The organism is Roseobacter sp. SK209-2-6 (assembly GCF_000169455.1).
Taxonomy (GTDB): Bacteria; Pseudomonadota; Alphaproteobacteria; order Rhodobacterales; family Rhodobacteraceae; genus Pseudophaeobacter.
Genome location: NZ_AAYC01000018.1, coordinates 1 through 13,827, shown reverse-complemented (window position 1 = coordinate 13,827; position 13,827 = coordinate 1). Strand labels below are relative to the sequence as shown.

The 13,827-nt window shown below is 61.5% G+C and carries 11 protein-coding genes; 8 read left to right on the top strand and 3 right to left on the bottom strand.

Features of this window, described 5'->3' with window-relative positions; all coding sequences use genetic code 11:
• Positions 1–39 precede the first annotated feature (39 nt).
• Positions 40–1,284 carry a glycosyltransferase family 4 protein gene (locus tag RSK20926_RS20240; protein WP_008209618.1) on the top strand — a complete coding sequence of 415 codons (1,245 nt, stop codon included), beginning with the start codon at positions 40–42 and terminating at the stop codon, positions 1,282–1,284.
• A 207-nt stretch (positions 1,285–1,491) separates the two neighbouring features.
• Positions 1,492–1,983 (top strand): GNAT family N-acetyltransferase, encoded by a 492-nt coding sequence (locus tag RSK20926_RS20235; RefSeq protein ID WP_008209616.1) that lies wholly within the window; start codon positions 1,492–1,494, stop codon positions 1,981–1,983.
• Between the two features lie 40 nt (positions 1,984–2,023).
• Here RSK20926_RS20235 and RSK20926_RS20230 read toward each other — a convergent pair whose 3' ends face one another.
• Entirely contained in the window at positions 2,024–3,031 is a 1,008-nt protein-coding gene (locus RSK20926_RS20230; protein ID WP_008209615.1) for a replication initiator protein A, read from the bottom strand.
• Between the two features lie 474 nt (positions 3,032–3,505).
• Here RSK20926_RS20230 and RSK20926_RS20225 point away from each other — a divergent pair, with 474 nt between their 5' ends.
• The 5 genes from RSK20926_RS20225 (at position 3,506) to RSK20926_RS20205 (ending at position 10,241) form a co-directional block, all read left to right on the top strand.
• A complete protein-coding gene (locus RSK20926_RS20225) occupies positions 3,506–4,933 on the top strand; it encodes an AAA family ATPase (protein ID WP_037256049.1) in 1,428 nt (475 codons plus the stop codon).
• A gap of 63 nt (positions 4,934–4,996) precedes the next feature.
• Entirely contained in the window at positions 4,997–6,112 is a 1,116-nt protein-coding gene (locus tag RSK20926_RS20220) for a ParB/RepB/Spo0J family partition protein (RefSeq protein WP_008209612.1), read from the top strand.
• Positions 6,113–6,570: 458 nt separating this feature from the next.
• Positions 6,571–7,689, top strand: a complete 1,119-nt coding sequence (gmd, locus tag RSK20926_RS20215; protein ID WP_008209608.1) for a GDP-mannose 4,6-dehydratase — start codon at positions 6,571–6,573, stop codon at positions 7,687–7,689.
• Positions 7,690–7,805: 116 nt separating this feature from the next.
• Positions 7,806–8,786 (top strand): GDP-L-fucose synthase, encoded by a 981-nt coding sequence (gene fcl / locus RSK20926_RS20210; protein WP_008209607.1) that lies wholly within the window; start codon positions 7,806–7,808, stop codon positions 8,784–8,786.
• A gap of 18 nt (positions 8,787–8,804) precedes the next feature.
• Positions 8,805–10,241 carry a mannose-1-phosphate guanylyltransferase/mannose-6-phosphate isomerase gene (locus tag RSK20926_RS20205; RefSeq protein ID WP_008209606.1) on the top strand — a complete coding sequence of 479 codons (1,437 nt, stop codon included), beginning with the start codon at positions 8,805–8,807 and terminating at the stop codon, positions 10,239–10,241.
• A 54-nt stretch (positions 10,242–10,295) separates the two neighbouring features.
• Here the strand turns inward: RSK20926_RS20205 and rfbG are convergent, their stop codons facing one another.
• Together rfbG and RSK20926_RS20195 are read right to left on the bottom strand one after the other, a co-directional pair.
• Positions 10,296–11,414, bottom strand: coding sequence for a CDP-glucose 4,6-dehydratase (rfbG, locus tag RSK20926_RS20200; protein ID WP_037256047.1), 1,119 nt, complete (start codon positions 11,412–11,414; stop codon positions 10,296–10,298).
• A 68-nt stretch (positions 11,415–11,482) separates the two neighbouring features.
• Entirely contained in the window at positions 11,483–12,751 is a 1,269-nt protein-coding gene (locus RSK20926_RS20195; protein WP_232281941.1) for a class I SAM-dependent methyltransferase, read from the bottom strand.
• A 161-nt stretch (positions 12,752–12,912) separates the two neighbouring features.
• Between RSK20926_RS20195 and rfbF the strand changes: the two genes are divergently transcribed.
• On the top strand, positions 12,913–13,680 hold the full coding sequence (gene rfbF / locus RSK20926_RS20190; protein WP_008209603.1) for a glucose-1-phosphate cytidylyltransferase: 768 nt from the start codon (positions 12,913–12,915) through the stop codon (positions 13,678–13,680).
• Positions 13,681–13,827 lie beyond the last annotated feature (147 nt).

Here is a 13,827-nt window from a genome sequence, read left to right as displayed (position 1 = left end):
AAGCATGAGCCATTCCCACGCAAAGGCCTTTTTGACCCGATGAAACTTCTCTTTGTCCATCAGAACATGCCCGGCCAATACCGCGAGATCCTCGCTTGGCTGGCGGCACGGGGCACGCATGATCTCGCCTTTCTGACCCAGCGCCGCGATGTGCAGCTGAACGGTGTCAAAACCATCACCTACCGGGCGCATCAGCAGGCCACCAAGGACTCCTATGGTCTCTCCAAGGATTGGGAAAACGCCGCAGGTGCGGGTCTGGGCGCCGCCCTTGCCCTGCGCGAATTGCACCGCAGCGAGGGCTATAAGCCCGATATCATCATCGGTCATACCGGCTGGGGGGAGCTATTGTTCATGAAGGAGATCTTTCCGGATGTGCCGGTCATTGGCTTCTTTGAATATTTCTACCGCACCTCTGGCGGGCTGGTGGGCTTTGATCCCGAAAGCCCCCCCAATGATCAGGCCGGCTTCTTTGCCAAGGCCCGCAATACGGTGCCCTATGCCAGTATCGAAAGCGTCGATCTGGGCCATGTGCCCACCGCCTGGCAGCGTGACCGCTTCCCCGCAAGCTTCCATGACCGGATGTATCTCTGCCATGACGGCATCCGCACCGACCGGCTCCTACCCGATCCCGCGGCCTCCATCGGGCTGGGGCGACTGGGGCAGCCACTCACCCGCGATGATGAGGTGGTGACCTATGTCGCCCGCAATATGGAACGCGCCCGCGGCTTTCACATCATGATGCGCGCCCTGCCCCGGATCCTCGCCGAGCGCCCCAAGGCCCGCGTCTTGATGATCGGCGGCAATGAGACCTCTTACGGCACCGAGAGCAAACACCCCGGTGGCTTGCGCGGCGAAATGGAAGAGGAACTGGGCAGCAACATCGACTGGAGCCGGGTGCATTTCCTGGGCAAGGTGCCATACGATGATCTCTGCCGCATCATCCGCATCAGCCGCTGCCATATCTATCTGACCATGCCCTTTGTACTCAGCTGGTCGCTGTTGGAATCCATGTCGATGCAGGCCACCGTGGTGGCCGCTGATGTGGACCCCGTGCGCGAGGCCGTGACCCATGGGGAAACCGGCATGCTGGTGGATTTCTTCAATCCCCAGGCCCTGGCAGATCAGGTTGTGGATGTGCTGGCCCGCCCCGGGGATTATGCCCATCTGGGACCAAATGCCCGCGCCCATGTGGTGGAGCACTACGATTTTCTCAACCGCTGCCTGCCCGAGCATATCGCCCAGATCAATTCCCTGGTGCCCGCTGCCAAACGGATCGAGATGTAAAAAATCAGTGTCTATCAGGCCCGGATAGCGCCCACTGGATTGTTTCGCGCGCGAAACATTGGGTCACACGTATTGACCTTGTTTCACGGGCCTTTTTCAGGGACCTTTTTCACGGGCCTTATTCCGTTGCGGAGGTTGCTTCCTGGGGCGCCCTTCTTTTGGGTGCCCCCATTGCCAGCAACAGGGCCTGCCCCTCATAGTGCTGCCATGCAGATCACCCTGAAACATGCCCGCCCCGAAGATATCCCCGCCCTTGCCGTCCTCTGGAACAACGGCTGGCAAGAGGCCCATGCCGCCATCGTGCCCGAAGCCCTGACCCGGCTCAGAACTCTGGAGAGCTTTCAGACCCGGCTGACCAAGCACCTGCCCGCCACCCGTGTGGCCTGGGCCGAGGGGCAATTGATGGGGTTCTCCATGATCCTCGGCAATGAGCTTTATCAGCTCTATGTGGCGCCAGCGGCGCGCGGCACTGGCACCGCACAGATCCTGATCCAGGACGCCGAAGACCTCATCCGCGCCGCAGGCCATGAGCGCGCCATTCTCGCCTGCTCCATCGGCAATGAGCGCGCAGCACAGTTCTATCGCAATTGCGGCTGGATCTGCACCGGCGAAACGGATGAGGCGCTGGAGGTGCCAAATGGCCGTTTCACCCTGACGGTCTGGCGCTTTGAGCGGGAGCTGACTGGCCAGCCCGCCTGAAAACGCCGGCGCGCCAAAAACAGGGTGCCACTCTCTCGCGCTACTCTGCAGCGCGTTTCTTGACCCAGCCCAGGAAAGCCGCATCGGGCTGGCGCAGGCGTGGGCTACCGGAGCGCGCCCACATGGCGCGCCATTCCGCCTCCAGCGCGTAGACATCAGCGCCGGGCATCAGCACCCGCGCCTCTTCCAGTGTGGCAGGCTTCAGCTGTGGCGCATTGGCACTGCCCTGCACCACCACATCCTTCTGGCTGAAGCGGATCAGATCGCCGGGCAGCTCCTCCATGGCGTAATCCGGCAAGGGCTGGGCGGTGATCATGTCACGCAGCATCTTGCGAAAAACCCGGCGCGGGCTGGCAGAGCCGGATTTCTTCAAGAGGGTCTCCACCGAGATCTGCCAGCTGTCCTGGCGGCCGCAGTGTTTGCGCGCCAGCTCGTAGATCCGCCGCTCCAGGGGTTTCCTCAGCCGGAAGTAATCGCGGCTGAGCGTCAGCACCGATTTCGACAGCACCGCGCGATAAAGCCAATCCGAGAGCGTCACCGCCACGCTGACCATCTTGCCGCCGCGTGCTTTCCTGACGATCTCCCATTTCTCGATGAGGCCAAAACCCGTCGTGACCTCCTGGCCGCCGGTGACGATATTGGTGGTGATCCGCGTCCCCGCGAGACGCTCAAAGGCTTCGCGCAGCCGCCGGTAAGCATCGCCCGAGGTTTCGCGATTGGTGGCCAGCAACAGATCATGCGCCTTCAGATGCAGGGTGCGGCTGACCTGGCGACCTGCGTTCAAGGCCGCCATCAGCTGGCTGATGCAGAAGATCAGGATATCCTTGTCATGGATCGTCGCCAGCCCTTTGACGCTGGGGGTCACGGTGATCTCGGCGCCATTGTGCTGATAGTTCAGAATGCGCCGGTCCGGCCGGGTCGCCAGCGAGAACAGCGGATGCTCCATCGAGGCCAGATCGTTTTTGGGGATCGCACCAAAGATATCGCAGAGGAAAAAATCCCCCTGCCCCTCGGGCGGATATGCTCCCCCTGTCAGTGCTGTGCCCATGCTCTTCTGCCCATCTACACGCCTGGTTTCTGGCCCTTCAGGGCTCTCTTCCAGGGTGAATCATTATCGTGGTTTTGATTACGCCCACCCTAGAGTTATCCACATGCCCCCGCAACGGGGTTCCGGATTCACAAGATCGGGGGTTTGGAGTCGTTTTATCGGGGTTTCAGAGTCACTCATCCCGAAAATTTGCCCCCAAACCCCAATGAAAAAAGGGCTTTGCAGCGACAGGCTTTGAGCTTTAACTTATATATAACTCATAAATAACAGGGCAGAAAAATTTCCACGCCCCAAAACAGGCCGATTTACCCTGCCGCAGACCCCTGATTTGCTTAGAAAAAGAAAAAGATGTGCAGGGAATATTCCCATGTATCGCCTTTTCTGATATTCAGGGAAAAAGGCGATACATCGGTGATTTGCTCACAAAAGCAGCACCGGGCAACAGCACCACTCCGGGCAGATGGGCAGATCCGCATGGCAAGAGATATCCACAAAGCAGCAAGCGCGCTGCCTCCCTATTTCAACATCGATCCCGATGCCGCTCTGGCCGAGTTGGACACCCCCACCAGCACCGCTGGCTTTGCCGGCATCGCGGAGGGCTGCGCCCGTGGCCGGGCGGATCTTTCCAGCCGCGGCATGAACGAAGAGGGGCGCAAGGAACTGCGGCTGTTCTCCACCTGGGAAATCACCCGCTATCTGATCCCCGTGGCCCAGGCCCATTTCCGCCGGGTGCTGAAGGCCAACCCAGATCTGCCCCAAGGCCGGGTCGAGACCGAGGGCGGCGCCAAATGGTTCACTCTGGATGAGGTCTTGCGCCTACGCGCCTTCTTTGGGGCGCAGGGGTCCAAGGCCAAGGACTATACCCCCTATCGCCCCAAGGGCCTGCCGGCCAAACTGGTCTCGGTGGCAAACTTCAAGGGTGGCGTGGGCAAGACCTCCACCGCCGCGCATCTGGCCATGTCCGCCGCATTGGACGGTTACAAGGTTCTGGTGATTGATCTCGACAGCCAGGGATCGATGACCTCGATCTTTGGCGGCAAGGTTGAGGACGAATGGCAGACCGCCTTCCCGCTCTTGGCGCGTCACTACGGCGAACATCTGCGCATGGAGAACCAGCGGCGCCTCGACCGCGGTGAGGCGCCCCAGCCCCTGGAAGAGGCGCTCTCAACCGCCATGGAGATGACTGCCGGGGATGTGATCCAGAACACCCATTGGCCCAATATCGATCTCATCGGCGCGCAGCTGAACCTCTACTGGGCCGAGTTCCAGATCCCGGTCTGGCGCATGGCCGCGCGCTCGTGGAAGCTCTGGGATGCGCTCACCGATCGGCTGGAGGCGGACGGCGTGCTGGAGGACTACGATGTCATCTTCATCGATACGCCGCCCGCGCTGGGGTATCTGACCATCAACGGGCTGGCGGCCTCGGATATCCTCCTGGTGCCCATGGGGGCCTCCTTTCTGGAGTTCGACTCGACCGGGCGTTTCTTTGACATGCTGCATTCGACCTTTGCCAGTATCGAAGAAGGGGAGAACCTCGCGGCCCGCGCTCTGGGTCGGCCCGAGATGGGCTTTGAATGGGATGCGGTGCGCGCGGTGATCACCCGCTATGACAGCGCCCAGCAGGGCGAACTCGCAGGGCTGATGCAGGCCTATATGGGCCCGGTGCTGTCACCGCATAAGCAGGATTACACCGCCCTCATCGGCCAGGCCGGGGAGCAGGTCTCTGGCATCTATGAAGCGGATTATCGCGACTTCAACCGCGAGACCTATGCGCGCGGACGCGAAACCTTTGATGCCACCTATGCGGCCTTCAAGCGGCTTCTCTTGGGGGTTTGGCGCCGGGCAGAGCTGGAGATGCTGCAAGAGACGGCGGAAGAGCAGGCAGAGCGTACGCCCGCCTAAGGCTCTAACAAGGAAAAATGCGCAAAGTCTCGCGCTCAGAGAAACTCAGGGGAGACCTGGACAATGGCAAAACGCAAAAGACTCTCGCCCGCCCAGCCCGGCTATCTGGCCACTGCGCCCGAGACAAAATCCGCCCTCTCCGGCCCCCTGCCCACGGCCTCTGCCGCGCCGGCCCCGATTGCGCAGGTCGCCTCTGAGGCGGCGAGCCAGGCTGCCCTGCAGGAACTCTCTGATGTGCTGCAAAATGCCCGCGCCAAGGGCCTGATGGTGGAAGAGATCGCACTCGATGCCATCGATGAGACCCATCTGGTGCGCGACCGCATCCATCAGGACGAAGAAGAGATGGAGGCCCTCATGGGCTCTCTGCGCGCGCGTGGTCAACAAAGCCCGATCGAGGTGGTGCCGCTCTCCGGTCGTCTGGATGGCAAAGCCTGGGGGCTGATCTCGGGCTGGCGCCGGTTGACAGCGCTGCGTAGGCTCTATGCCGAAGGATCAGAGCCTGAATTCGCCAGGATCAAAGCCCTGGTCATTCGCCCGGAAAGCGCCGGAGCGGCCTATGTGGCCATGGTCGAAGAGAATGAAATCCGGGTCAATCTCTCCCATTACGAACGCGCCCGCATCGCGGTGCGCGCGCTGAAGGAAGGGGTCTTTCCAAATCAGCGCAAAGCCCTGCAGGAACTCTTTGCCAATGTGCCGCGCGCCAAACGCTCCAAGATCGGCACATTCATCACCCTGGTCGAGGCGCTGGACGCGGTGCTTTATTTCCCGGCTGCCATCAGCGAGAAACTGGGCCTGTCCCTGGTACGCCGCCTGAGCGAGGATGAGGGCTTTGCCGAACGGCTGAAATTCCGGCTGCAGGCAGCCCCGCGCGCCGATGCCGCGGCAGAGCTTGCTCTGTTGAATGCCGCACTGGAAGAGGGAGTAGCCCCCGAAAAAGCGGCTCTAAATCATGCTTCAGAGCCTGAGGGGCCCCCGGTGAAAGAGGAGGTCACAACCCCGTCTGAGCCGCGCATCCGGACGTCCGAGCCGAGCCACACCAAGGGAGAGCGGATCTCACTACAGGCGGCTCCGGGGCTGCGCCTGGGCTACAGCGCTGATGCGCAGCGCATCGAGCTGAGTGGCTCTGCCGTTGATGGTGCTCTGCTGGAGGACCTCAAGGCCTGGCTGCGGAACCGGTGAAGCGGAAGAGCAACTGCCCTTTTGGGAGTGAAATCGATAGAAAATATAGGAGGGCGCCCGGTTTGGCGCCCTTTTCTTTTGACTCTATCGCCCGTGTTGGGCTCTGTTTCTGTACCCTTGTTTAGGTCAGCATTGCTGCCTCATTGTTTCGCGCGCGAAACATTTTGACGATCCCGGCGCCACCCCCTGCCCTGTCCTTCTCTTCCCTCTGTTCTCGCTGTTCAAGGGCGAAGCCTTGCGTTTTCCTGACCTCATTCTGTGGTTTCATGTCGCCCCAAGGAGCCCTGTCGCTGCTTTTGAGTGGGCTTGAAAAAGGGGGAAAGCAGGCTGTCAGAGCGATCTTAGGCCTATGTCTGTGGCGCTGCTCTGGACTTGGCCTTAGCTTTTGGTCAGAACGGGCATTCAAAGGGCCCCCCTATAAGGGGTCCGTTGCGGGCAAGATCAAAGGGGAATGACAGATGAAACGAGCATTGATCACCGGGATCACCGGTCAGGATGGGTCCTATCTGGCGGAGTTTCTCCTGGAGAAGGGCTATGAGGTGCATGGGATCAAGCGCCGGGCCTCTTCGTTCAATACCGAGCGTGTGGATCACATCTATCAGGATCCGCATGTGGATCAGGCCCGCTTCAAGCTGCATTACGGCGATCTGACCGATAGCTCCAACCTGACGCGGATCCTGAAGGATGTGCAGCCGGATGAGGTCTATAACCTCGGCGCGCAGAGCCATGTGGCGGTCTCTTTCGAGAGCCCGGAATATACCGCCGATGTGGATGCCATGGGCACGCTGCGCTTGCTGGAGGCGATCCGCTTTCTGGGGCTGGAGAACCAGACCCGCTTCTATCAGGCCTCCACCTCCGAGCTTTATGGCCTGGTGCAGGAGACCCCGCAGCGCGAGACCACGCCCTTTTATCCGCGCAGCCCTTACGCTGTGGCCAAGATGTATGCCTATTGGATCACGGTGAACTACCGGGAGAGCTATGGCATCTATGCCTGCAACGGCATCCTCTTCAACCATGAGAGCCCGCGCCGCGGTGAGACCTTTGTGACCCGCAAGATCACCCGTGGCCTCGCCAATATCGCGCAGGGGCTGGAGCCCTGCCTCTATATGGGCAATATCGACGCGCTGCGCGACTGGGGCCATGCCAAGGACTATGTGCGGATGCAGTGGATGATGCTGCAGCAGGACAGCCCAGAGGATTTTGTCATCGCGACAGGCAAGCAATATTCGGTGCGCCAGTTCATCCAGTGGTCAGCCGAAGAGTTGGGCATCACGCTGGAATTCAGCGGTGAGGGCGTCGATGAGATTGCCACTGTGGCGGCCATCGAAGGCGACAAGGCCTCGGCGCTGAAGGTCGGAGATGTGGTCTTGCGCATTGATCCCCGCTACTTCCGCCCCGCCGAGGTGGAAACCCTCCTGGGCGATCCCAGCAAGGCCAAGGAGCGCCTCGGCTGGGAGCCGGAGATCACCACGCAAGAGATGTGCGCCGAGATGGTCGCCGAAGACCTGAAAACCGCCCGCCGCCATGCGCTTTTGAAAGAGCATGGCATGGATCTGCCGGTCAGCATCGAGAGCTGAGCCGCTGAGTCCCTGGGCCCCCTGAGACGACGGCCCTCCGGGGGCCCCAGCCCTGCTTCCGGGAGCGGGGTTCCGGCTCCGGCCCCTCCCATTCTTTCCGTGACGAGGATCAAGACATGACCACGCGCATCTATATCGCAGGCCACCGCGGCATGGTGGGGGGCGCCATTCTGCGCCAACTGCAGGCACGCCAGGCGGCGGGCGAAGACCTGGAGCTGCTGACCCGCACCAGCGCCGAGCTGGATCTGACCGATCAAGCCGCGGTGCGCGCCTTTATGCAGGCGGAAAAACCCGATCAGGTCATTCTGGCGGCGGCCAAGGTTGGCGGCATCCTGGCCAACAACAGCTACCCGGCCCAGTTCATCTATGAAAACCTGATGATGGAATGCAATGTGATCCATCAGGCCTATGAGGCCGGGGTGAAAAAGCTGCTGCAGCTGGGCTCCTCCTGCATCTATCCCAAGGCGGTGCCGCAGCCGATGCGCGAGGATGCGCTCCTGACGGGCGTGCTGGAGCCCACCAATGAGCCCTATGCGGTGGCCAAGATCGCCGGCATCAAGCTCTGCGAGAGCTACAACCGTCAGTACGGCAGCGATTACCGCTCGGTGATGCCGACCAACCTTTATGGGCCCGGCGACAATTTCCACCCGGAGAACTCCCATGTGCTGCCGGCCCTGATCCGGCGCTTCCACGAGGCGGCTGAGGCCGGGCTCGAGGAGGTGGTGATCTGGGGCTCCGGCAAGCCGATGCGCGAGTTCCTGCATGTGGAGGACATGGCGGCGGCCTCGCTCTTTGTGCTGGACCTGGATCCGGAGATCTACGCGCGTGAGACCGCGCCGATGCTCTCCCATATCAATGTGGGCTCTGGCAGCGATATCAGCATTCTGGAGCTGGCGCAGATGGTGGCGCGGGTCACTGGCTTTGCGGGGCGGATCAGCACCGATCCGTCAAAACCCGACGGCACCTTGAAGAAACTGATGGATGTCTCGCGGCTGGAGCGGCTGGGCTGGAAAGCGTCAATCGGCCTGGAAGAGGGCATTCAGGGCACTTACCGCTGGTTCCTGGAGCAGGGGCTGGATAACCTGCGCGCCAAGTGATTTCAAAGAGGTACGGTTATGATTACCCCCATTCTTCTGTGCGGCGGTTCCGGCACGCGGCTCTGGCCTTTGTCGCGCAAGAGCTACCCCAAGCAATTTGTGCCGCTGGTGGGGGAAGACACCCTGTTTCAGGCCTCGGCGCAGCGGCTCTCGGGGCCGGGCTATGGCCCCCCCATGGTGCTGACCAATTCCGATTTTCGCTTTATCGTGACCGAACAGCTGAGCACGGCGGGGATTGATCCGGGGGCTGTGCTGATCGAGCCTTCGGGGCGCAATACGGCGCCTGCGGTTCTGGCGGCGGCGCTCTGGTTGGAGCGAACGAATCCCGAGGCGCTGATGCTGGTGGCACCTTCGGATCATGTGGTGCCGGATGCGCCTGCCTTCCGCGCGGCGGTTGCTGCCGGGCAGGGGGCCGCTGAGGCGGGGCAGATCGTCACCTTTGGCATCAAGCCCAGCCATGCGGAAACCGGCTATGGCTATCTGGAGCTGGAAGAGGATCCGGGTGATTTCACCCCCCGTGCCATCGGATTGAAGCGCTTTGTCGAAAAACCCGCGCAGGCGGCGGCAGAGGATATGCTGGCCTCGGGCAATTTCCTGTGGAATGCGGGGATCTTCCTGTTCTCGGTCCAGACCATTCTGGCAGCCTTCCGCACCCATGCGCCGGACCTCCTGGCGCCGGTGCAGGCCGCGGTGGATCAGGGGCAGGCGGATCTGGGCTTCTTCCGGCTGGATCCCGCGGCCTGGGCGACTTGCCCGGATATCTCCATCGACTATGCGGTGATGGAAAAGGCCGACAATCTGACTGTGGTGCCCTTTGCTGCGGGCTGGTCCGATCTGGGCGGCTGGGATGCGGTCTGGCGCGAGAGTGGGCCGGATGCGCGTGGGGTTGTGACCTCGCAGAATGCCACGGCGCTGGACTGTGACAACAGCCTCTTGCGCTCAGAAGACCCCGCTGTGGAGCTGGTGGGCATTGGCCTCAAGGATGTGATTGCGGTTGCCATGCCCGATGCGGTTCTGGTGGCGGATGCCTCTCGTGCGCAGGATGTGAAACAGGCGGTTGCAGCGCTGAAGGGGAAATCGGCGCATCAGGCAGAGGCCTTTCCCAAGGATCACCGCCCCTGGGGCTGGTTCGAGAGCCTAGTGGTAGGGGAGCGCTTTCAGGTGAAACGCATCCATGTGCACCCTGGCGCTGCGCTGAGCCTGCAGAGCCATCACCACCGCTCTGAGCATTGGATCGTGGTGGCTGGTACCGCCAAGGTCACGGTGGATGAGACGGTGAAACTGCTGAGCGAAAACCAATCGGTCTATATCCCGCTGGGGGCGGTGCACCGGCTGGAAAACCCGGGCAAGCTGCCCATGGTGCTGATCGAAGTGCAGACCGGCAGCTACCTCGGGGAGGATGACATCATCCGATATGAAGATATCTACGCCCGAGCACCCGAGGGGAAGGCATAGGTCAGGGCTGAGCAGGGTGAGGCGTGAAAGCTGCAAGGCTGCAGCGGCAAGGCCTCACCGCTCTGCCAGTCGGGCTCGATAGGCGGTGATTTGCTCTGCGGTGACGGCGCATCTCTGCTCTGGGGTCTGACCCTCATACCAGTCTGCGGTCCAGCGCGTCATCTCTGCTGCATCCAGCTGTGGTTGCCAGCCCAGGAGCTGCCGCGCCGCTGTGCAATCCAGTTTCAGGAGATGGGCCTCGTGCAGCCCGTCGCCTGCCTGACTGTCCCAGCGGAACGCCGGGCCCAGGGTCTGGGCAAAACCGGTGACGATCTCCTCAACGGAGAGAGTCATCTGATCATCCGGGCCAAAGTTCCAGCCGCGGGCGCAGAGCTCTGGTGCAGAAAAGCCCATTTCAGCCAGGCGCAGATAGCCTGCCAGCGGGTCCAACACATGCTGCCAGGGGCGCAGCGCGCCGGGGTTGCGCAGATGTAGGGTGCCGCCCATGGCAAAGGCGCGCATGGCATCGGGGACAATCCGGTCCGGGCTCCAGTCGCCGCCGCCGATCACATTCCCCGCCCGCCCCGAAGCCAGGGTCACCCCGTGCTCCTGCTGGCGCTCTGGCGGAAAATAGGAGCTGCGGTAAGAGGCGGTCACCAACTCGGTGCAGCCCTTGCTGTTGGAATAGGGATCATGCCCCCCCATGGGGTCGCTTTCCCGGTAGCCCCAGATCTGCTCGCGGTTCTCATAGCATTTGTCACTGGAGACCACGACAATGGAGCGCAGCGAAGGTGCAGCAGTGCGGCAGGCCTCCAGCAGATGCACGGTCCCCATGACATTGGTGGCATAGGTCTCAACCGGGGCGGCATAGGAATAGCGCACCAGGGGCTGCGCCGCCATGTGGATGACAATCTCGGGGTCAAACGCCTGCACCGCCTGATGCAGAGCCGCTTGATCGCGGATATCGCCCGGCACATGGTCAATCTCTGCTGCCAGGCCCAGCTCGTCAAAGAAGCTCTGCCGCCCCTCTGGCACCCCCTCCAGAGTGGGAGGGAGCGCAAAGCCGCGCACCTGGGCCTGCATCTGCAGCAGCCAGGCGGTCAGCCAGCTGCCCTTGAAGCCGGTATGGCCGGTCACAAAGACACGGCGCCCGTGCCAGAAGGAGGGGTCGCTGCGGAATGTGCTCTTGCTCACGGGGGCTACCTTGTCAGTCTGGGGTCTTTCTGGCCTGGATTTCTCTGGCTGAGAGCTCTTTGGTCGGCTCAAGAAACATGTTTGAGTTGCTGCTCATCACGTGCCTCGTTCAGCACCGTGATCTCAGGGGACCAGTCCAGATCGGCAATCATGTTGCGAATCTCTGCCTCATAATTCGGATTCATGATCACGACGGTGGCCACTCCCATGTCCTTGGCCTCCTGCGGGGCCAGGATCGGGAGGCCGGTGACGGGCATGTAGCAGCCCTGCTTGGCGGCATTGAGATCAATGCCCGCGGTGATCATCTGATGGGTCCGGGCATTCATGATCAAGGCGAAGGTCACCCCCTTGGAGGCGGCCCCCCAAATGGCGATCGGACCTGCACTTTTGCGCCGCTCCAGATAGGCTGCCCAACTGTCCAGCAGGGCGCTGCGGTGGCTCTGATAGGTCTGCCCCAGATCCCGCGGGTCGCTGGGTGGCGGTTGCACCAGCGGCTGGCCTGCGGCGGGGATCTGCGCCTCGATCCACATGTATTGACCGTCATAGACTGGCACCACCTCGCATTGCAGCCCGTGCCGGGCCAGGAGCAGGCTGATCGAATGCGGGGTGTAGAGCGCGCAATGTTCATAGAAGAAATCCTGAAACGCGCCATGGCGCAGGATCCAGTCGACATCGGGGGTTTCGACAAAGAGCTGCCGCCCTGGTGCCATGGTCGCCGCCAGGTTCGCGGCAAAGCCCTGCACATCGCTGACATGTTCGATCGTATGGCGCGAGCAAACAATATTGGTCTGCGGGGGGATCTTGGTAATTTCTGCCGGGGTGAAATAGCAGGGATGGACAACAACCCCATCCGGCAGCTGCTCCGCAGTGGTAAAGGAAGGATCAAAGCCCACCGCCGAGACCACCCGTCCCTGGCCGCGTTCATGCAGCAGCCGCAGGAAATCCCCCTCGCCGCAGCCGATCTCCACATAGTGGATCTCTTCCTCCGGGGGCACCGATGCCAGGATCCGGTCCGCCATGCTGCAGAGATGGGCCTGATAGAAATCCGAGGCGCTGACATCATTGTTGTAACCGCTGTCATAGGACATCAGCGCCGGATCAAAGGCGGCGTTCCAGACAAAGCCACAGCTGCCACATTGGACCATCTTCAAGGTCCCGCGCCGGGCGGTCTGCGCGGCCTCTCGGGTGGCAAGGGTCACATTCTGCAGGGTTGGTACATAAAGCCGCCGCTCGATCACCGCGCTGTCTGGGCAGTTCGCCCCCGTCTGCGGGCCCGTCTGTGGGCTGTCCGCGAGGGGCTGACATAGGGGGCACGGGTGGGGCTGGCTTCTGCTCATGATCAACCTCGGGCAAGGGCTTCCAGCAGGGGCGCTGGTGCGAAAAGGCCTAAAAGAGAATGGTTACCAAACCTGAAACACCCATCCCGTGTAAAAGAAAATTAACCGCGTTGGCGTATCGCTAAAATTCAAGTGAGATTGTAATTGATGCGAGCAAGCACATGAAAGTTGTCATTCTGGCAGGTGGTCTGGGGACCCGGATTAGCGAAGAATCCCACTTGCGCCCAAAGCCGATGCTGGAAATCGGTGGCAAGCCTATCCTGTGGCATATCATGAAGTCCTACAGCGCCCATGGGCTGACGGATTTCATTATCCTCTGTGGCTACAAAGGCCATATGATCAAAGAATATTTCACCAATTACCTGCTGTACAACGCGGATGTGAGCGTTGATCTGGGGACCGGTGACTTCAATATCCTCAATCACAGCGCCGAGCCCTGGCGCATCACCATGCTCAGCACCGGTGAGCTGACACAGACCGGCGGTCGCCTGGCCTATGCCCGCCCACATCTGAGTGAGACCTTCTGCCTGACCTATGGCGATGGGGTTTCTGATGTGGATCTGACCCGTCTGATCGAATTCCACCACAGCGAGGGGCGTCAGGCCACTGTCACCGCGGTGCAGCCCTCCGGCCGCTTCGGCAGCATTGAGATCGAAGGCAATGGCGCCAGCGGCTTTGTGGAAAAGCCCGCCGGCGACAATCATTGGGTGAGCGGCGGTTTCTTTGTCTGCGAACCCCCGGTGCTGGATCACATTGAGGGGCCAGACACGATCTGGGAGAAAAAACCGATGCAACAGTTGGCTGAGGACGGGCAGCTTTCGGTCTATAAACACCGTGGCTTCTGGAGTGCCATGGATACGCTTAGGGACAAGAACCAGTTGGAAGCGCTCTGGAGCGGCGGCGGCGCCCCCTGGAAAACCTGGGGCTAGCCCATGTCTGGCCCATCCCTCACCGCATTGCCTCTGCCTGGTGTGTTTCACTACCAGCCGCAGTTGCATGAAGATAACCGTGGCAGTTTTGGGCCGTCTCTCTTGCGCAAAATGCTGGACGAGGCCGGGCTGAACAGCACCTGGGTG

What these genes read in the sequence shown, in the direction of transcription:
- RSK20926_RS20240 (WP_008209618.1), top strand. Translation starts at nt 40, where the DNA reads ATGAAACTTCTCTTTGTCCATCAGAACATGCCCGGCCAATACCGCGAG.
- RSK20926_RS20235 (WP_008209616.1), top strand. Translation starts at nt 1,492, where the DNA reads ATGCAGATCACCCTGAAACATGCCCGCCCCGAAGATATCCCCGCCCTT.
- RSK20926_RS20230 (WP_008209615.1), bottom strand. Translation starts at nt 3,031, where the DNA reads ATGGGCACAGCACTGACAGGGGGAGCATATCCGCCCGAGGGGCAGGGG.
- RSK20926_RS20225 (WP_037256049.1), top strand. Translation starts at nt 3,506, where the DNA reads ATGGCAAGAGATATCCACAAAGCAGCAAGCGCGCTGCCTCCCTATTTC.
- RSK20926_RS20220 (WP_008209612.1), top strand. Translation starts at nt 4,997, where the DNA reads ATGGCAAAACGCAAAAGACTCTCGCCCGCCCAGCCCGGCTATCTGGCC.
- gmd (WP_008209608.1), top strand. Translation starts at nt 6,571, where the DNA reads ATGAAACGAGCATTGATCACCGGGATCACCGGTCAGGATGGGTCCTAT.
- fcl (WP_008209607.1), top strand. Translation starts at nt 7,806, where the DNA reads ATGACCACGCGCATCTATATCGCAGGCCACCGCGGCATGGTGGGGGGC.
- RSK20926_RS20205 (WP_008209606.1), top strand. Translation starts at nt 8,805, where the DNA reads ATGATTACCCCCATTCTTCTGTGCGGCGGTTCCGGCACGCGGCTCTGG.
- RSK20926_RS20195 (WP_232281941.1), bottom strand. Translation starts at nt 12,751, where the DNA reads ATGAGCAGAAGCCAGCCCCACCCGTGCCCCCTATGTCAGCCCCTCGCG.
- rfbF (WP_008209603.1), top strand. Translation starts at nt 12,913, where the DNA reads ATGAAAGTTGTCATTCTGGCAGGTGGTCTGGGGACCCGGATTAGCGAA.